This is a genomic window from Altererythrobacter sp. H2, assembly GCF_035319885.1.
Classification (GTDB): domain Bacteria; phylum Pseudomonadota; class Alphaproteobacteria; order Sphingomonadales; family Sphingomonadaceae; genus 34-65-8.
The window spans coordinates 131171-149096 of the sequence record NZ_CP141285.1 but is presented as its reverse complement, the minus strand read 5'-3'; the positions used below and the strand labels follow the sequence as shown (position 1 = coordinate 149096).

Genomic DNA, 17926 nt, shown 5'->3' with positions numbered 1-17926 from the left:
GTCAGTACAGAGCAGGCAGGACAAGCGGTTCGTTGTCCGGGGACCGGCTTTCCTGGCCACATCCGCCGAGGGCGAGGGCCATAAAAAGGAAAGCGAGCAGGGCCTTCATCCTTCGTTCTCCCGCTGGAAGATGGCCTCGATCGGCAGGGCAAACACGTCGGCGATCCGGAAAGCCAGGGGCAAGGACGGGTCATACCGGCCGGTTTCGATCGCGTTCACGCTCTGGCGGCTGACCTCGAGCCGCTCGGCCAGATCCTGCTGGCTCCAGTTCCGCTCGGCGCGCAGCACCTTGAGCCGGTTCTTCACGCGCAGGTCCCGGCCGTGCCCATGGTCAGCTTGTTGTAGAGCGCCCCTACCCCCAGGCCGACGAACCAGAAGAAAGCCGCCCCGAACCCGCCGTTGCCGGCCGGTACCACTTCGAAGTTCTGGAGGAATTCCCAGATTGTCATGATCGTCAGGCAGAAACCGGTCGCGACCATGCACTGGCGCACGATCAGCATCCGGATGAACTCGTCCGTTTCCTCGACGATGAAGCGCATCACTGCCCAGAACACGCCAATGACCGGCAGTGCGGGGGCAATCGCCAGCGGCCAGGCGCCTGCACCCGATACCATGTCGTTGCGGAACAGCCAGACGGCGGCAAACAGGACCGCCAGATAGACCGTCATCAACACGGCGAGGCGGCGGACATAGCGGCGCGCTGCGGGGCTCCTGGGCTGTGCCATGATTCAGGACCTTCCTGCGCGGCACGATCCGCACGTTGCCCGGTCGCGCCGGTAAAGCGAGTTGAGGGCGACTATCGTGACCCCTCCGATAAGTGCGGTGGCCACGCCTGTGTCGAAGTCCAGCAGCGCAATCGCCATGATTACCCCGGCCCAGACAAGTGCTTCCCGATATCGATTCATGGTCAAGTGTCCTTTCAAATATGGAAAGGACCTTTGTCATTATCTCCAAATCGTGTCAAGCACCCTTTCCATAAGACGCAAGCGGTCGGCTGTGCCGAAATTCTCCCTGTCATCAGAGTTTCATCCGGACTAGCCAGTGGGCGAGGGAACTGGATGTCCAGGCAGAGGAGCGCGCGATGATTCCGACCGAACCGCAGGACCGGGCAAGGGGCCACGCGCTCGACCGCCGCCAGCTGCTCAAGGGCGGGATGATCGGCATGGGGCTGGCCGCTGCGCCGCTCGGCGCGCAGGCGCCGGGTGGCGGCTTTACCCATGGGGTTGCCAGCGGCGAGCCGGGGCAGAACACCGTGCTGCTGTGGACACGCTGCGTCGGCGAGGCGGAGATCGCGCTTGAATGGCAGGTGGCCGAGGACGAGAACTTCACCCGGATCGCCAGCGAAGGCTTCGCCAAGGCCAGCCCGGCGCGGGACTGGTGCGCCAAGGCTGTCGCCGAAGGGCTCGCGCCGGGGCAGTGGTACTATTACCGCTTCATCGCACCCGACGGCTCCATGTCCGACGTTGGCCGCACCCGCACCCTGCCCGATGGCCCGGTGGCGCGCTGGCGAATGGCGGTATTCAGCTGCGCCAACCTGGGCTTTGGCTGGTTCAACGCCTATGCCCATGCGGCCGAGGCCGGCGATTTCGACATGGTCGTCCACACGGGCGACTATCTCTACGAATATCCCGAGGGCACCTATCCCGACAGGATGATGGACGGCCGCCGCCTGTGGCCCGACCACGAGACGGTGACGCTGGCCGACTATCGCCTGCGCCATGCCGCCTATCGCGCCGATCCCGACCTGCGCCGCCTGCACCAGCTATGGCCGATGGCGATGGGGTGGGATGACCACGAGAGCACCAACGACAGCTATGCCGATGGCGCGGAAAATCACCAGCCCGACACCGAGGGCGACTGGCAGGTGCGCAAAGGCGCGGCGATGCGCGCCTACCGCGAATGGCTGCCGGTCTCGGACGAGCCGTGGGCACGCTACGAGATTGGCGAGCTTGCCACGCTGTTCCGGCTGGAAACGCGGCTGACCGCGCGCTCGCAGCCGCCCAGTCTGGCAGAATTGCTCAAAGGTGCGGCGGGCCGTGACGAGATGATCGCCCGCCTCACCGCCTTCCGCGAAGGCGCCTATGCCGATCCGGCCCGGACCGTGCTGGGCGATGCGCAGGAACTGTGGCTGGCCGACGGGCTGAAGTCTTCGCGCAGGTCAGGCAGGACGTGGCAGGTGCTGGCCCAGCAGGTGGTGATGGGCCGCTTTGCCTCGCCGGCCGAACTGGTCGAAGGGCTCGCAGGGGAAGCGCCGGACTGGTTGCGCGGCCGGTTGCTGGCCGCCGCTGCCGCCAGCCGTGCTGGCCTGCCGGCCAACATGGACGCCTGGGACGGATATCCCGCCGCGCGCGAACGGCTGCTTGCCGCGGCTCGGGAGGCGGATGCCAACCTCGTGACCCTGACCGGGGACACCCACAACGCCTGGGCGTTCCAGCTTGAACACGCAGGCGAAGCGGCCGGGATCGAGTTCGCCGGGCAGAGCGTCACCTCGCCCGGGTTCGAAAGCTATCTCACCACGATTGCTCCGGCTGATCTGTCCAAGGCCATGGTCAGCGACAATCCGCAGCTCTCCTGGGCCGAAACCAGCCGCCGCGGTTATATGGCGGTCGAGCTGACGCCCACCCGCGCCAGCTGCGAATGGCGGATGATGGCCGGCGTGCGTGAACGCTCGACCCGGCTGGCGGGATCGCACAGCATGGCAAGCATGGCGGGCAGCAACCGCTTTGATGCCGGTTGAAGCGACACCGGCATTCCGCTATCCGCAGTCTCATGCAACGGCCCGACACCCGTGTGACGACTACCACCACCCCGGCCCTCCGGGGGCGGTCGGACGCGAACTAATCGTTTCCGCCGCCACCCGGTTTCGGGTGGCTGGCGTTTCCTCCCGAAACCGGATTGAATGAAAACGCCGCTTCAAGCGCGCGCGGCCCTGTGCCATGGCGCCCGGAAACGGGCGTGGCTTCAGGCGCCGCCCGCGAAACGAACGGACGGATACGATGACGGAATTGCTCAAGATCAGCCTGCCCGATGGCTCGGTGCGCGAGATGCCGCAGGGCTCGACCCCGCTCGACGTCGCGGCTGCGATCGGCCCGGGCCTTGCCAAGGCGGCGCTCGCGGCGCGCGTGGACGGGGAACTGCGCGACCTGACCCGGCCGTTCGAAGGCGATGCGCAGCTGGCGCTGGTCACATCACGCGACGAAGCCGACGCGCTCGAACTGGCCCGGCACGACTATGCCCATGTCCTTGCCGAAGCGGTACAGGCGTTGTTCCCGGGCACGCAGATCACCTTCGGCCCGGCAACCGATGACGGGTTCTATTACGACGTGAAGGCCCCCGACACGCGCGAGCCGTTCAGCATGGACGATCTGCCTGCGATCGAGGAAGAAATGCGCCGCATCATCCGCGCCGACAAGCCGCTGCGCCGCGAAGTGTGGAGCCGCGAGGCGCTGATCGCCAAGTGGGCAGGTGAGGGCGAGAGCTTCAAGGCCGAATGGGCGAAAGAACTGCCTGAGGGCGAGGAACTGACGGTCTACTGGAGCGGCGAAGACTGGCTCGACATGTGCCGCGGCCCGCACCTTCCCAGCACCGGCAAGCTCGACCCGCAGGCTTTCAAGCTGATGCGGGTTGCCGGTGCCTATTGGCGCGGTGACCAGAACAATGCCCAGCTGACGCGCATCTACGGCACGGGCTGGCTGAACAAGAAGCAGCTTGATGCGCACCTTCACCGGCTGGAGGAGGCCGCCAAGCGCGACCACCGCAAGCTGGGGCGCGAGATGGACCTGTTCCACTTGCAGGAAGAGGCCCACGGCAGCGTCTTCTGGCATCCCAAGGGCTACCGCATCTGGCGCGAGCTGGAGGCCTATATGCGCCGCAAGATGGACGGCGCGGGCTACCGCGAGATCAAGACCCCGCAGCTGATGGACGTGCGCCAGTGGACCCAGTCCGGCCACTGGGGCAAGTACGCGCAGAACATGTTCGCCGTCCCCGACATCGTGCCCGATGTCGACGAAGAGAGCGGCGCAGCCTCTCCCAAGGTGGCCGATGACGCCGAATGGCTGGCGATCAAGCCGATGAACTGCCCGGCCCACGTGATGGTGTTCAAGCAGGGCATCACATCCTACCGCGACCTGCCGGTCCGGCTGGGCGAGATGGGCTGCTGCCACCGTAACGAACCCCACGGCGCGCTGCACGGGCTGATGCGGGTGCGCCAGTTCACGCAGGACGATGCGCACATCTTCTGCACCGAAGGCCAGGTGGTGGCCGAAGTGCAGGACTTCATCGCGCTGGCCGACAGCGTCTATCGCGATTTCGGCTTCACCTACGATATCAAGCTGGCCCTGCGCCCGGACAAGCGGTTCGGGTCCGATGCCGACTGGGACAAGGCCGAGCAGGAATTGCGCGATGCTTTGACCGCCAACGGCCTCGAATGGGAAGAACTGCCGGGCGAGGGCGCGTTCTACGCGCCGAAGCTCGAATGGCACCTGACCGATGCGATCGGGCGGACCTGGCAGGTCGGCACGATCCAGTCCGACCGGGTGCTGCCCGAACGGCTCGATGCGACCTATGTCGGCGAGGACGGCGGCAAGCACCGCCCGGTCATGCTCCACCGCGCGATTTTCGGTTCGTATGAGCGCTTCATCGGCATCCTGATCGAGCACTATGCCGGACGGATGCCGGCGTGGCTCGCTCCGGTGCAGGCGGTGGTGGCAACGATCGTCTCCGATGCCGACGACTATGCCCGCGATGTCACGGCGAAGCTGGACAGCGCAGGAATCCGGGTGGAGACCGACCTGCGCAACGAGAAGATCAACTACAAGGTGCGCGAGCACAGCCTCGCCAAGGTGCCGCACCTGCTGGTGGTCGGCAAGCGCGAGGCGGAGGAAGGCAAAGTCGCCGTCCGCACGCTGGGCGCCGAGCACCAGAAGGTGATGACACTGGACGAAGCGATTGCCATGCTCCGCGCCGAGGCGACGCCGCCCGATCTGCGCAAGGGAGACTGATGATGCGGATGATTGCAGCTCTGGCCCTGGCCCTCGTTCTGGCCGCCTGTTCCGGTGAACCGGCCACCGACACAGCAGAGGGCGCTGCCGCTCCGGCAATGACTGAAGCTCAGGCCGCCTACGATGCGGCCAGTCAGCGCATGCACGAGGGGATGACGACGGTGGACGCCGATCCTGACGTTGCCTTCATGCAGGGGATGCTGGCCCACCATCGCGGTGCGGTGGAGATGAGCGAAGTGGCGCTGAAATACGGCACCGACGAGAAGGTCAGGGAGCTCGCCACCCGCGTGATCGCCACGCAGCAGGCCGAGATCGAGGAAATGGAGCGCTGGCTGCGGGTCCGCAACGCGATCATGGAATCGGCCGGTGCGGGTGCCGATGCATCAGCGGCTGCCGACCCCCACGCCAATCATTGATCTTCCCCTGCCAGAGTTTCTGACAGAATTGCTGGCCGGGCTCGGCCTGACCTGGACACAGGTCACAATCGCTCTGCTGGCGACGCTTGGCTCGGCCTATGTGCGCGGGCTGGCGGGCTTCGGCATGGCGATCCTGCTGGTGCCGGTGCTGGCGCTGGCCCTGCCGCCGGTTGAATCGGTGGTTGTGGCCAATTTCCTGTCCCTCTTCATCGGGCTGACCGAAATCCGGCGGCTGGTGCGCGGGGCGGAGCGCAGCGCATTCCACCTTTCGGGCCTGGTGCTGCTGCTTACTCCTCTGGGTCTTTTTGCCCTTGCCGCCACCGGTCCGGACATTGCCCGGCTGGTGATCGCGCTGATCGCCCTGTCAGCCTTCGCTGCGATTCTCCTCCCTCGGCGTAGAGCCCTCCATCATGGCCCGCTGGTAACGGGTGGAGTCGGCGTGGTCAGCGGGCTGATGACCGGATATGCCGGGATGCCGGGGCCGCCGGTGGTGCCCTACTATGTCGGGCGCGACATTCCGCGCGAGACGGCCAAGGCGTCAATGATGCTGGTGTTCACCGTTGCCGGGCTGGCCGGACTGCTCTCGGCAAGCGTACTGGGGATCATGGAAATGCGCCATCCCCTGCTCGCCGCAGCGCTCTTTCCCATGGTCCTGCTGGGCAACTGGCTCGGCGCAAAAGCCTCCGGCAAAGTGAGCGATCCGCTCTGGCGCAGCGTGGTCGGCCTGGTGCTGGGCGGAGCGGCCGTGGCCGCCCTTATCCGGCTGTTCTGATCAGAACGGCAGCGGCTGACGCGCGAACACCAGCGCCAGACCACAGCCGACCACCAGCATCGGGCGCAGCCAGTCCCGCGACACATTCAGCGTCGCATTGCGGGCAAGGGCAAGAGCGTGAGCCATCGGTTCACATTGGCCCCGCGCCGGTAAACCAATCGTTAAAGCACGGGCATCTGCTGGCTCGCGCAATGGAAACCCCCGCCCCCTGCCAGCACGGCATCGGCGGGCAGGCCGACCGTGTCCCGATCAGGAAACAGCGCGGCAATGGCCGCCACGCCGTCGGTATCGTGAGGAGAGCCGAACGTCGGCACGACCACCAGGCGGGTGGTGATCGCAAAGTTGGCATAGCTGGCAGGCTCGATCCGTCCGTCTCGTTCGATCAGGCCGGGTGAGGGAATTTCTTCCACTTTGACCCCCATGCCCTCTGCCCGCGTCTTCGCATCAGCATAGATCGCGGCGTTCGGATCGTCGGTGCCGGTCGCGCGCGGCAGGGCGAGCAGGTTGGGGGCGACGAAGCGGGCGAGGTTGTCGACGTGCCCGTCGGTATGATCGTTGATCAACCCGTCAACCAGCCACAGCACGCGGGTAAAGCCGAGATCGCGGGCCAGCCGCGTCTCGATCTGATCGCGTGACAGGTGCGGGTTGCGGTTGGGATTGAGCAGGCATTGCTCCGTGGTGGCGACCAGACCGGTGCCATCGCCGTCAATCGCGCCGCCTTCCAGCACCCAGTCGCTCTCCACGACAGGCAACCCGGCATCACGCGCCAGTTCGGCGCCGATTGTCTGGTCGCCCTCCATCAGGTACTTGCCACCCCAGCCGTTGAAGCGGCAGCGCAGCCCGGAACCATCGGCCCGCACCAAGGGTCCGGTGTCGCGCAGCCAGACGTCGCCATAGACCCGCCGCTCCAGCGTGACGGAGGCTGAGCAGAGCGCCTTCGCCCGGGCCTCGTTGGCCTCGTCGCGGACCAGCAGCCGCACGTCCTGCCCGCTCTCAGCCACCGCGCTGGCGAAGGCCGCCATCTGTTCCTGTGCACGCGCAAGGTAGCCCGGCCATTCCTCCGCATCGTGCGGGAAACCGACCCACAGCCAGCTTTGCGGCGCCCATTCGGGCGGCATCAATGCAGTCACCGGTACCGCTCCAACTGGACCGGTCAGCTGCCACACCCTGCGCCGGCCGCGCAGCTTTGATCGCGGATGGCGCGGAATTCGTCGCCCTCGTTCCAGTTGGGCCAGCTCGCGCTTTCCGCCAGCATCCGGCCGATGCGGTAGAACAGCTGCAGGTCGGCCATTACGCCCGACCAGTCCCAGTTCTCGTCGAATTCGTCCTTCGGGCCGTGATAGCGCTTGTCGCGGTATTCCGCCGCCAGTGCCGCGCCGGCCTCGCGCCCGCCCTCGGCCAGATCCTCGCCACCGTCGACATAGAGGAACGGCACTCCGCGCTTGGCAAAGGCAAAGTGATCGGAGCGGTAGTAATAGCCCGCTTCCGGGTTCGGGTCCGGGGTGACCGTGCGCCCGTCGGCCGTCAGCGCGTTTTCGAGGAATTCGTCTAGCTGCGACTTGCCGAGGCCGACGGCCGTCACGTCCTTCGACGTCCCGCCCACCAGAAAGGCGTCCATGTTGATGCCGCCCACGGTCTGGCTGAGCGGGAAGACCGGGTTCTCGGCATAGTAATGCGCGCCGAGAAGGCCCGATTCCTCGGCTGTCACGGCCAGGAACACCAGGCTGCGATCGGGTGCTCCGGCCTTGGCGTGGGCTTCCGCCAGCGCGACCAGGGCCGCAGTGCCGGTGGCATTGTCGACCGCACCGTTGCAGATGTCGTCGCCGTCGGGGGCGGGTGTGCACCGGCCGAGGTGATCCCAGTGCGCGGTGTGGATGACGTATTCTTCCGGCCGGGTCTTGCCGCGCAGGATCCCGATCACGTTCTGCGATTCGAACGTGCGGATGTCGCTCTGGAAGCTGGTCGACACGGTCAGCCCCAGCGGCATCGGCTTGAAACCCTTTTTCGCCGCTTCGGCGGACAGGGTGGCGAGATCCTTGCCTGCTGCCTTGGCAATCTGCTCGGCCACGCCCTTCTGCACCCAGGCGTTCATCTGCGTCAGCGGCGGGGCATTCTCCCCCCGCTGGGCATAGGCCTGCGGCCCGGACCAGCTCGATTCGACCACATTCCAGCCGTAGGAGGCGGGCGCCGTGTCATGGACGATGATCGCGCCTGCCGCACCCTGCCGGGCGGCTTCCTCATACTTGTAGCTCCAGCGGCCGTAATAGGTCATCGCCTTGCCATTGAACGGCCCTTCGAGGCCTTCGGTAGCAAAATCAGGATCGTTGACCAGGATGACGGCGGTCTTCCCCTTCATGTCGATCCCGGCATAGTCGTTCCAGCCCTTTTCAGGGGCGACGATGCCGTAGCCTACGAAAACCAGTTCGCTGTCAGCCAGTGCCGTTGCGGCTTCCTCGCGGTAGGTCACACCGACCCAGTCCTGCTGGTACTGGAAGGACAGGTTCACGCCCTGGCCCTTGATCGACAGCGGGGCGTAATCGCGCCCGGTGATCTCCACCAGCGGCACTTTCTGCACCCAGCTGCCGTTGTTGCCCGGCTCCAGCCCGGCGGCCTGGAACCGCTCGGTCAGCAGGGCGACGGTCTTCTCTTCCCCGGGCGATCCCGGCATCCGCCCCTCGAATGCGTCGGAGCTCAGCTCGCGGGTAATGTCGACCATGGTCGTCTGCGACAGTTCACCCGCCTCGATGGCGGGAATATCCAGTCCGGCCTGTTCGGTGCTCGCGCTGCAGGCGCCCAGCGCGGCAGCGGTGGCGGCAGCCAGTACAAAGCGGTTCATCAGCGGTGTTCCTCGTACCTTGGAATGCGTCGTGACTGCACCTTTGCAGCAGGCGGAGCCATGTCGCAAGGTTGGCGGGCTTGCCTCGCCCGGCGGAGCGGGGCAGGGACGCTGGCATGAGCCCGGACTGGACCTCTGCTGCCGAACGCGCCCGCGCCCACGCGCCGTTCCTCGCCATGGCGCTGGAGCGGCGCCCCGATCTGGCAGAGTTGCTGGAAGCGGGGCGGGGCGAGGAAGCCCTGCAACGCGCCCGGGCCTCCGGCGAAGGGATCGACGATGTCGGCGTGGCCCTGCGGCGCGAGCGGCTGGGGGTGGCGCTGGTGCTGGCCATCAGCGACCTGGCCGGAGCCTTCCCGCTCGCGCAGGTGACCGGAGAACTGTCCGCGCTGGCCGACCGCGCGCTCGATGCCGCAATCCGCGATGCGGTTTTGCGGCGCACGGACCAGGAGCCGCGCGGGTTCATCGCACTGGCGCTGGGCAAGCACGGTGCGGGGGAACTGAACTACAGCTCGGATATCGATCCGATCCTGCTTTACGATCCCGACACCCTGCCCCGGCGCGAACGGGACGAACCGGGCGAGGCGGCCCAGCGCTATGCTCGTGAAATCGTCCGCACCCTCGCCGAGAGCACGGCCGAAGGCTATGTCTTCCGGGTCGATCTGCGCCTGCGCCCGGCGTCCGAAGTCAGCCCGCTGGCGATCTCGTACAATGCGGCCCTGTCGCATTACGAAAGCTCGGCACTGGCGTGGGAGCGGGCGGCGTTCATCCGCGCGCGGGCCTGCGCCGGCGACATTCCGGCGGGCGAGGCATTCCTCGCCGCGATCCGCCCGTTCGTGTGGCGGCGCAGCCTCGATTTCGGCGCGATCGAGGAGATCGGGCGGCTTACCGCACGCATCCGCGAGACTTACACCGGCCCGCTCGGCCCGCAGCCCGGGTTCAACCTCAAGCAGGGGCGCGGCGGCATCCGCGAGGTCGAGTTCTTCGCCCAGACCCACCAGCTGATCCATGGCGGGCGCGATCCTTCGCTGCGGCTGCGCGGCGTACGGGCGACGCTCGACGCAGTGGCCGCCGCCGGGCTGGTCTCGGCCGACGACGCCATGGTGCTGGGGACAAGCTACGACCGGTTGCGCACGGTTGAGCACCGGTTGCAGATGCTGGAGGACCAGCAGACCCATACCCTGCCCGGCGGTGAGGCGCTTGACCGGGTAGCGCGGCTGGATGGCCTCGCTGATGGTGCGGCGCTGCTGGAAGAGCTGGCCGGCGTGACGGCGCAGGTGGCCGAGCGGTTCGACCGGCTGATCGGGGTGGAATCGGCAACCGGACATAGGGCTGCCGGTGCCCTCCCGTCCCGTCTGGCCGAACTGGGCTATGCCGATCCGGAGGCGCTGGCGCTGCGGATTGACGGCTGGCAGGACGGGCATATCCGCGCGCTGCGCAGCCCGTCGGCTCAGGCCGCCTTCGCCAGCCTGTTGCCGCGTCTGCTGGAGGCGCTGGCCGAAGCACCCGAGCCGGAACGCGCCTTGCTGAGGTGGGAACACGTGCTGGAAAGGGCGTCGAGCGCGATCAACCTGTTCCGCCTGCTCGAAGCGCGGCCCGGCCTGCTGGACCAGCTGGTACGGATCCTCACGCTCGCTCCGCCGCTGGCTGACGAGCTGGGGCGGCGGCCCGACCTGCTCGATACACTGATCGACCAGAGCGCGCTCGACCTGCCCGGATCGACTGCCGTCCTGAAGGCCAAGATGGCCCGCACCGAGCGCGACGAAGGGTATGAGCAATTGCTCGACCGCATTCGGCTGGTCACCGGCGAAGCGCGCTTCGCGCTGGGAGTGCAGCTGATCGAGGCGGTGCACGACCCGCTCGATATCGCCCGCGCCCTGTCACGCTATGCCGAGGCGGCCTTGCAGCTGGCCAGCGAGGCGGCGGCGCAGGAATTTGCCCGCGAGCATGGCAGGATTGCCGGGAGCGAACTCCTGGTGCTGGGGTTCGGGCGTTTCGGCGGGGGCCTGCTCACCCATGCGTCCGATCTCGACATTGTCTATCTCTTCTCCGGCACACACGAGGGCGAATCGGATGGGCGCCGCCCGCTGGGGGCAACGCTCTATTTCAACCGTCTGGCTCAGCGGGTCAGCGCCGCCCTCAGCGTACCGACCGCGCAGGGCGCGCTCTATGAAGTCGATACGCGGCTGCGCCCGCAGGGCACGCAGGGGCCGCTCGCAGCCAGCATCGAAAGCTTTGCCCGCTACCAGCGCGAGGATGCCTGGACCTGGGAACACATGGCGCTGACCCGCGCGCGGGTGCTGGTTGGCGGCGAGGCGGCGCGGGCCGAGGTCGAGCAGGCGATCGAGACGGTGCTGATGCGCGAACGCGATCCGGCCGGCCTGCGGGCCGATGTGCTGAAGATGCGCGGCGACATGGCCGCCAGCAAGCCGCCGCGCGGGCCATTGGATGCCAAGCTGCTGCGCGGGGCGCTGGTCGACCTGGAATTCCTGGTCCACTATCTGCAATTGCGCGAGCGGGTGGCGTTCTCCCCCGATCTCGGGCTGGCGACCAGGCGCCTGGTGGCGGCGGGCCTGCTCGATCCGGCCTTGCAGGGGGCGCACGACCTGCTGACGCGGATGCTGGTCGCTACCCGCCTGCTGGCCCCGGACCTCGCCGTCCCGCCCGCGCCTGCCGACCAGGTGCTGGCGCGCGCGTGCGGGCACGACAATGCCGCCGGCCTCTTGCAAGCCTGCAACGAAGCACGACATCGCGTGGCGCGCGCCTGGCGCCAGCACTTCGAAACCGAACTGGAGATGGATTGATGAGCGATTTTCCCGCCACCGGCGACCTGCTGCCCGACATTGCGATGGAAACGCCGGATGGCGGCACGGTCAAACCGTCCGATTTTCGCGGGCGCAAGCTGGTGCTGTTCTTCTACCCCAAGGACGACACGCCGGGCTGCACCAATGAGGCAAAGGACTTTTCCGCGCTCAAGGGGGAATTCGAAGCGGCGGGTGCTGCGCTGCTCGGCGTAAGCAAGGATCCGCCGGCGAAGCACCGCAAGTTCATCGACAAGCACGGGCTGACGGTGCCGCTGGCGAGCGATGCCGAAACCGGCGGCCTGTCCGATGCGCTTGGCGTGTGGGCGGAAAAGAGCATGTACGGCAAGACCTACATGGGCATGGTCCGCACCACTGTGCTGGTCGATGCCGAGGGCCGGATTGCGCAAGTCTGGCCGAAAGTGAAGGTCAAGGGCCATGCGGCCGAAGTGCTGGAGGCGGCGAAAGCGCTTTGACCGGCGTCGGTGCTGCCATCCGGGCCGCGCTGCTCACCGCAGAGCCCCGCGCCAAGGCCATGGCGGCGCGGGACGTCGCGCGCGGCTGGCGGCAGGGGCGGCTTACCTTCGCATTCGACGGTGCCATGCCCGACGAGCCGGCCCGGCCCGCACACCCTGAGCTGCTGTCCCCGGCGCAGATGCCCCGGCGGCGCAAGGGATCGCAACAGGGCCGCGTCGCCCTTTGGCATGCGCTGGCCCATATCGAATTCGTCGCGATCGACCTCGCGCTGGACATGGCGGGGCGGTTCGGGGAGGAGATGGGGCAGGGCTTCGTGTCGGATTTTCTGGCGGTGGCGGCGGATGAAGCGATGCATTTCGCCCTGCTCGATCGCAAGTTGCGGAGCCTGGGCAGCCATTACGGTGCCCTGCCAGCGCACGGCGGCCTGTGGCAGGCTGCGCGCGATACCGCGCATGATGTCGCGGCCCGCCTTGCCGTGGTGCCGATGGTGCTTGAAGCCCGCGGGCTCGATGTCACGCCGGCAACGCTTGAACGGGTCCGGATGCAAGGCGATGAGCAAGGTGCGCGGATCCTGCAACGAATCCTTGACGATGAAATCCGGCACGTTGGCGTCGGCACAAAGCATTTCATCGCGCACTGCCAGGGGCGGCGTGAATCGCCCGAATCCCGCTGGAAAACATTGGTCGCCCGCCACTTTCACGGCAGCGTTAAGCCGCCGTTCAACGACTCGGCGCGTCTTGCAGCCGGTCTGTCGCGCGGTTTCTATGCCAGCCTTGCGGATTAATCCTGATGCTGCACAACCCCCCCAACACACGAACGGCCGACAGGTTCCGGTGCGTTCGTGAAAGAAAATAGCACTGGCATCGGCCCTTCGGGGCAGGGGTCAAAAAACGGGGTCGGCAGCTGGGGCGCTGCCAGCAAAGGACGGACAAAACCTTGGTCGCAAACACCCTATTCTCGCGCCTGACCCGATTGGTCGCGCTTCTTGGTCTCGCACCGCTGGCGCTGGCAGCTCAGCCCGCTCTGGCAAACAGCAGCGCTTCCGCTGCCGCTGATGTCACCGCACCCATCCAGGACAACCGTGCCGGGGGCCTTTCCGGCGATACGCAGTTCCGCCAGCTGTTCTCGCAGTGGCGCGCGCTTGACGGTACGGACGAAACCGAAACCACCACCGCAGGCCCGCTGACCGGCATTTCGATCCCGTCACGGATGCCGCTGGAAGATGCCCGCATGTCGAGCAACTTCGGAATGCGCACTCACCCCGTCCTCGGCGGTCGCCGCAGTCACGCAGGCATCGATCTTTCTGCACCCACTGGCACACCGGTTTACGCCACTGCCGACGGCATCGTCAGCCGCGCCGACTGGTTCAGCAGCTATGGCCTGTACATTGCGATCGAGCACGGTGCCGAGATGCAGACCCGCTATGCCCACCTTTCGCGTCTCGCGGTTGAATCCGGCCAGCGGGTCAAGAAGGGCGAAATCATCGGCTATGTCGGCTCGACCGGCCGTTCCACCGGCCCGCATCTCCATTATGAAGTCCGCATCGCCGGTGCAGCGGTCAATCCGGTTCCCTACATGGTCGAATCGGAAGCCCAGCAGGCCTTCGCTCTCGCTACCGGCCGCGGCGGTCAGGGCGGCGGCGAATAAGACATCGCTTCCGGCGCAAGCCGCACCAAACTCTGTCAAAAAAGGGGCTGCCGGTCGAACCGGCGGCCCTTTTTTCTTGCCGGAGCGTGGCGGCACGGTAGGTTTCGAATCGCAACAGATGGTGCACCAAGCGCCGCGATGGAGAGAGCCTGACCCGATGCATCCGATTGCCCATGCCCAGAACCGCCCTGACCACCCTGCCATCATCATGGCATCCAGCGGCGAGGTGGTGACCTACGGGGAGATGGACGCCACTGCCAACCGCTTCGCCCACCTGCTGCGGGCACATGGCCTTGGCCCCAACGATGCCTTTGCAGTCCTGCTCGAAAACAACGCGCTTTACCTGCAACTGGTGTGGGGATCGCAGCGCGCCGGCACCATGCTGGTGCCGGTCTCCACCCGCCTCACCCCGCCTGAAATCGCCTACATCCTCAAGGACAGCGAAGCGAAACTGCTGATCAGTTCGACCAGGTTCGCCGAGGTGCTGGAGGCCTTGCCGGATGCAGGGGCCGACGTGCCGACGCTGGTGATCGGCTCTGACGGGGGGGACGATTTCGAAGCTGCACTGGCCGCGCAGCCAGCGGAACCGATTGCCGACCAGGCCCCGGGGATGGTCATGCTCTACAGCTCCGGCACGACCGGCCGCCCCAAGGGCATCCGCCCCGCGCCGCCGGCTGATCCCGATATCCTCGCGCTCAACCCGCTGGTGATGCTCGCCACGATGGGGGCAGGGATGCCGTCGGATGGCAGCATGATCTACCTTTCGCCCGCGCCGCTTTACCACGCCGCCCCGATCGGCTGGTGCAGCACGGTCCAGCGCCTCGGTGCGACCGTGGTGGTGATGGAGAAGTTCGATCCCGAAGCGGCGCTCGCCGCGATCGAGAAATACCGGGTGACTGACAGCCAGTGGGTGCCGACCCACTTCGTGCGGATGCTCAAGCTGCCGGAAGAAGTGCGCACCCGCTATGACCTCTCCAGCCACCAGCGTGCGCTCCACGCTGCGGCGCCTTGTCCGGTCCCGGTCAAGCAGGCGATGATCGAATGGTGGGGCCCGATCGTTAACGAGTATTATGCCGGTTCCGAAAGCATCGGCATGACCATGGTCCGCAGTCCCGACTGGCTGACCCACCCCGGCACGGTCGGCCGCGCGATCCACGGCAAGCTCCACGTGGTCGGCCCGGATGGCGAGGAGGTGCCGGCAGGCACGGACGGGCTGATCTACTTCGAGAACGACATCCTGCCGACCTACCACAACGATCCCGACAAGACTGCCGATGCCATGCATCCCAGGGGCTGGATGACCCTGGGCGACATCGGCCATGTCGACGAAGACGGCTTCCTCTACCTGACTGACCGCAAGAGCCACATGATCATCTCCGGCGGGGTCAACATCTACCCGCAGGAGATCGAGAACCTGCTGGTCACCCATCCCAAGGTGATGGACGCTGCTGTGATCGGCGCGCCGGAGCCGGATCTGGGCGAACAGGTGGTGGCAGTGGTCCAGCCGATGGACATGGCCGAGGCCGGGCCGGAGCTGGAGCAGGAACTGCGCGAGTTCCTCGCCCCCAGCCTCTCTCGCATCAAGATGCCGCGCCTGTTTGACTTCCGGCCTGATCTGCCGCGCGAGGCCAACGGCAAGCTGTACAAGCGCGAACTGCGCGATGAATACGCGGCCCGCGCCGCACTGGAGGCCTTGTGATGGCGAGCGTGAGCGAACCCGTTCTGTCCGCAGATGTCGCCCGCGAGGTGATCGATCCGCACAGCTATGCTGCCTGGAGCCCGCTGCTCGACACCTTCGACCGGCTCCGCGCCGAAACGCCGGTGGCGAAGATCGTGCCCGAGACCGAAGGCCTGTTCGAGCCGTTCTGGCTGGTCACCCGCTACGATGACGTGATGCGGATGAGCAAGGACAACGCGACCTTCCTCAACAACCCGCGCCCGGTGGTGTTCAGCCTGAACGCCGCGATCGAGTTCTCCCGGGCGGCCACGGGCAGCAACATGCTGGTCGATTCGCTGGTGGTGTTCGATGCCCCGGTCCACCCCAAGTACCGCAAGCTGACCCAAGAGTGGTTCATGCCGCGCAACCTGGCGCGGCTGGAAGCGGAGATCCGCGACCTTGCCCACCGCACGGTTGACCGGCTGCTGGAAAGCGGGCCGGAAGCGGACTTCTGCAAGCTCGTTTCCGCGCCCTATCCGCTCCACGTGGTGATGCAGATCCTCGGCGTCCCGGAGGAGGACGAGCCGCGCATGCTGATGCTGACCCAGCAGATGTTCGGAGGGCAGGACAAGGACCTGTCCGGCACCGGGATGGACAACATGACGCCGGAGCAGGTCACCATGCTGGTGGCGGGCGCGGTCAAGAGCTTCGAGGAGTACTTCGCCCAGATCGCCCGCGATCGCCGCGCCAACCCGACCGACGATGTCGCCAGCGTGATCGCCAATGCCACCGTCGACGGCGCACCGCTGCCGGAGCGGGATATGGCGGGCTACTACATCATCGTCGCCACCGCCGGGCATGACACCACCAGCGCCAGCACCGCCGGAGCCATGCTCGCCCTGGCGCAGGACCCTGGCCAGTGGGCGCGGGTCAAGGCCGATCGCTCGCTGCTCCCCGGCATTGTCGAGGAAGCGATCCGCTGGACCACCCCGGTGCAGCACTTCATGCGCACTGCGGCGGTGGATACCGAGCTCAGCGGACAGCCGATCCGCAAGGGCGACTGGCTGATGATGAACTACGTCGCCGCCAACCATGACCCTGCGCAGTTCGCAGAGCCCCGCAAGTTCGACGCCGCCCGCAGCCCCAACCGCCACCTGGCGTTCGGGGCGGGGGCGCACCAGTGCCTCGGCCTGCACCTGGCGCGGCTGGAGATGCGGATCCTGTTCGAGGCACTGCTTGACCGCCTCGGCACGATCGAGCTGGCGGGTGAGCCAGCACGCGCCAGCAGCACCTTCGTCGGCGGGCTCAAGACCCTGCCCCTGCGGTTCACCCCAGCGTGAGCGGCGCGAGCACGGCCGACCCGCTCGACCTGACCGGCAAGCGCGCGCTGGTGGTCGGCGGCTCCAGCGGCATCGGCAACGGCATTGCGCAGGCGTTCCGGGCGCGCGGGGCCGAGGTCCGCGTCTGGGGCACCCGCGCCTCTGCCGCCGACTATGCCGATGAGCCGGGCAGCGACATGACCGGTCTCGCATACGAGCAGGTCGACGTCTCCGACCCTGCGGCGATTGACGCCGCCCAGGGCATGGACCGGCTCGACGTGCTGGTCACCTGTCAGGGCGCGGTCGAGTATCGCCGGGCCGAGTTCCAGCGCGAAGGCTGGCACCGGGTGGTGGACGTCAACCTCCATTCGGTGATGGACTGTGCCCGCAAGTTCCAGCCTGCTCTTGGTGCGGCTGGCGGCGCGCTCATCGTGGTCAGCTCCACCGCTGCCTTCCATGCGACCATCGGCAACCCGGCCTATGCCGCGTCCAAGGCGGCCGCGGTGGCGCTGGTCCGCACCCTGGCGGCGGCCTGGGCGGGCGAGGGCATCCGCGTCAACGGCATTGCCCCCGGCTTTGTCGCCACCAAGATGACCAGGGTCACCACCGACCATCCGGACCGCATGGCCGGCGCGCTCGCCCGCATTCCCCTGCATCGCATGGGCACGCCGGCGGACATGGCCGGGGCTGCCCTGTTCCTCGCCTCGCCGCTCAGCGCCTACGTGCTGGGGCAGACGCTGGTGGTCGATGGCGGGCTGACGCTCAACTAGCCCCGTTTCGCGGTCAGGCCGCCCTGTAGGACCGGCCGAGGGCCAATCCGCCGCCGCCGCGAGACATGGACCACTTGTTACACAGTCCTGGACCAAAAAAGTCCGCCCGGCGCGCGCCCGCGCTTTGGGCGCTTTTAGCGCACCAGCGAAGCGGGCGAGGGGCGGGCGGAACCGGGCCATGGCGCGCACGATAGCGCGGGGGAGGGGTGTAGGAAAATGCGAGGGTTGCGAACG

The 17926-nt window shown here is 67.1% G+C and carries 17 protein-coding genes; 11 read left to right on the top strand and 6 right to left on the bottom strand.

The features are described from left to right. Positions 1-105 precede the first annotated feature (105 nt). From U4960_RS00710 to U4960_RS00700, 3 genes are read right to left on the bottom strand one after another with little or no spacing between them, the layout of a single operon-like run. Positions 106-306, bottom strand: a complete 201-nt coding sequence (locus U4960_RS00710; RefSeq protein ID WP_324261701.1) for a helix-turn-helix transcriptional regulator — start codon at positions 304-306, stop codon at positions 106-108. Further along, positions 303-725: a hypothetical protein gene (locus U4960_RS00705; protein WP_324261700.1), complete on the bottom strand. Its 423-nt coding sequence runs from the start codon at positions 723-725 to the stop codon at positions 303-305. Before U4960_RS00705 ends, U4960_RS00710 begins: the two co-directional genes overlap by 4 nt. Positions 726-728: 3 nt before the next feature. Beyond that, positions 729-905 carry a hypothetical protein gene (locus tag U4960_RS00700; RefSeq protein ID WP_324261699.1) on the bottom strand — a complete coding sequence of 59 codons (177 nt, stop codon included), beginning with the start codon at positions 903-905 and terminating at the stop codon, positions 729-731. A gap of 176 nt (positions 906-1081) precedes the next feature. On the opposite strand from U4960_RS00700, the gene U4960_RS00695 reads away from it, so the two are divergent. The 4 genes from U4960_RS00695 to U4960_RS00680 all read left to right on the top strand — a co-directional run bounded on the left by U4960_RS00695 (position 1082) and on the right by U4960_RS00680 (position 6188). Continuing rightward, complete coding sequence (locus U4960_RS00695) at positions 1082-2737, top strand: alkaline phosphatase D family protein (protein WP_324261698.1); 1656 nt, start codon at positions 1082-1084, stop codon at positions 2735-2737. 259 nt (positions 2738-2996) lie between these two features. Next, on the top strand, positions 2997-5000 hold the full coding sequence (thrS, locus tag U4960_RS00690) for a threonine--tRNA ligase (protein ID WP_324261697.1): 2004 nt from the start codon (positions 2997-2999) through the stop codon (positions 4998-5000). Further along, a complete protein-coding gene (gene copM, locus U4960_RS00685) occupies positions 5000-5416 on the top strand; it encodes a CopM family metallochaperone (RefSeq protein WP_324261696.1) in 417 nt (138 codons plus the stop codon). Before thrS ends, copM begins: the two co-directional genes overlap by 1 nt. Next, positions 5379-6188 carry a TSUP family transporter gene (locus tag U4960_RS00680; RefSeq protein WP_324261695.1) on the top strand — a complete coding sequence of 270 codons (810 nt, stop codon included), beginning with the start codon at positions 5379-5381 and terminating at the stop codon, positions 6186-6188. The genes copM and U4960_RS00680 overlap by 38 nt, the downstream gene beginning before the upstream one ends. Here the strand turns inward: U4960_RS00680 and U4960_RS00675 are convergent, their stop codons facing one another. The 3 genes from U4960_RS00675 to U4960_RS00665 are packed head-to-tail and all read right to left on the bottom strand — an operon-like array spanning position 6189 to position 9024. Then, positions 6189-6314, bottom strand: a complete 126-nt coding sequence (locus U4960_RS00675; protein ID WP_324261694.1) for a hypothetical protein — start codon at positions 6312-6314, stop codon at positions 6189-6191. It abuts the gene before it with no gap. 35 nt (positions 6315-6349) lie between these two features. Then, positions 6350-7306, bottom strand: a complete 957-nt coding sequence (locus U4960_RS00670; RefSeq protein WP_324263144.1) for an agmatine deiminase family protein — start codon at positions 7304-7306, stop codon at positions 6350-6352. 35 nt (positions 7307-7341) lie between these two features. Continuing rightward, positions 7342-9024, bottom strand: a complete 1683-nt coding sequence (locus tag U4960_RS00665; protein WP_324261693.1) for a M28 family metallopeptidase — start codon at positions 9022-9024, stop codon at positions 7342-7344. A 116-nt stretch (positions 9025-9140) separates the two neighbouring features. Between U4960_RS00665 and glnE the strand changes: the two genes are divergently transcribed. The 7 genes from glnE (at position 9141) to U4960_RS00630 (ending at position 17692) form a co-directional block, all read left to right on the top strand. Continuing rightward, the gene (gene glnE / locus U4960_RS00660; protein WP_324261692.1) at positions 9141-11825 is read left to right on the top strand and encodes a bifunctional [glutamate--ammonia ligase]-adenylyl-L-tyrosine phosphorylase/[glutamate--ammonia-ligase] adenylyltransferase; all 2685 of its coding nucleotides are present in this window, start codon (positions 9141-9143) and stop codon (positions 11823-11825) included. Beyond that, on the top strand, positions 11825-12298 hold the full coding sequence (locus U4960_RS00655) for a peroxiredoxin (RefSeq protein ID WP_324261691.1): 474 nt from the start codon (positions 11825-11827) through the stop codon (positions 12296-12298). The genes glnE and U4960_RS00655 overlap by 1 nt, the downstream gene beginning before the upstream one ends. After that, positions 12295-13083, top strand: coding sequence for a ferritin-like domain-containing protein (locus U4960_RS00650; protein ID WP_324261690.1), 789 nt, complete (start codon positions 12295-12297; stop codon positions 13081-13083). Before U4960_RS00655 ends, U4960_RS00650 begins: the two co-directional genes overlap by 4 nt. A gap of 188 nt (positions 13084-13271) precedes the next feature. Next, the gene (locus U4960_RS00645) at positions 13272-13946 is read left to right on the top strand and encodes a M23 family metallopeptidase (protein ID WP_324261689.1); all 675 of its coding nucleotides are present in this window, start codon (positions 13272-13274) and stop codon (positions 13944-13946) included. Positions 13947-14103: 157 nt separating this feature from the next. Then, a complete protein-coding gene (locus U4960_RS00640) occupies positions 14104-15645 on the top strand; it encodes an acyl-CoA synthetase (RefSeq protein WP_324261688.1) in 1542 nt (513 codons plus the stop codon). Continuing rightward, positions 15645-16943, top strand: a complete 1299-nt coding sequence (locus U4960_RS00635) for a cytochrome P450 (RefSeq protein WP_324261687.1) — start codon at positions 15645-15647, stop codon at positions 16941-16943. Before U4960_RS00640 ends, U4960_RS00635 begins: the two co-directional genes overlap by 1 nt. Next, positions 16940-17692 carry an SDR family NAD(P)-dependent oxidoreductase gene (locus U4960_RS00630; protein ID WP_324261686.1) on the top strand — a complete coding sequence of 251 codons (753 nt, stop codon included), beginning with the start codon at positions 16940-16942 and terminating at the stop codon, positions 17690-17692. Before U4960_RS00635 ends, U4960_RS00630 begins: the two co-directional genes overlap by 4 nt. The last annotated feature ends 234 nt before the right edge of the window (positions 17693-17926 follow it).

Bases quoted from the DNA above. Each gene is read 5' to 3' on its own strand.
- U4960_RS00665 (WP_324261693.1), bottom strand. From the start codon at position 9,024: ATGAACCGCTTTGTACTGGCTGCCGCCACCGCTGCCGCGCTGGGCGCC.
- U4960_RS00695 (WP_324261698.1), top strand. From the start codon at position 1,082: ATGATTCCGACCGAACCGCAGGACCGGGCAAGGGGCCACGCGCTCGAC.
- U4960_RS00680 (WP_324261695.1), top strand. From the start codon at position 5,379: ATGCATCAGCGGCTGCCGACCCCCACGCCAATCATTGATCTTCCCCTG.
- U4960_RS00635 (WP_324261687.1), top strand. From the start codon at position 15,645: ATGGCGAGCGTGAGCGAACCCGTTCTGTCCGCAGATGTCGCCCGCGAG.
- U4960_RS00705 (WP_324261700.1), bottom strand. From the start codon at position 725: ATGGCACAGCCCAGGAGCCCCGCAGCGCGCCGCTATGTCCGCCGCCTC.
- U4960_RS00675 (WP_324261694.1), bottom strand. From the start codon at position 6,314: ATGGCTCACGCTCTTGCCCTTGCCCGCAATGCGACGCTGAATGTGTCG.
- glnE (WP_324261692.1), top strand. From the start codon at position 9,141: ATGAGCCCGGACTGGACCTCTGCTGCCGAACGCGCCCGCGCCCACGCG.
- U4960_RS00655 (WP_324261691.1), top strand. From the start codon at position 11,825: ATGAGCGATTTTCCCGCCACCGGCGACCTGCTGCCCGACATTGCGATG.
- U4960_RS00700 (WP_324261699.1), bottom strand. From the start codon at position 905: ATGAATCGATATCGGGAAGCACTTGTCTGGGCCGGGGTAATCATGGCG.
- copM (WP_324261696.1), top strand. From the start codon at position 5,000: ATGATGCGGATGATTGCAGCTCTGGCCCTGGCCCTCGTTCTGGCCGCC.
- U4960_RS00670 (WP_324263144.1), bottom strand. From the start codon at position 7,306: ATGCCGCCCGAATGGGCGCCGCAAAGCTGGCTGTGGGTCGGTTTCCCG.
- thrS (WP_324261697.1), top strand. From the start codon at position 2,997: ATGACGGAATTGCTCAAGATCAGCCTGCCCGATGGCTCGGTGCGCGAG.
- U4960_RS00640 (WP_324261688.1), top strand. From the start codon at position 14,104: ATGCATCCGATTGCCCATGCCCAGAACCGCCCTGACCACCCTGCCATC.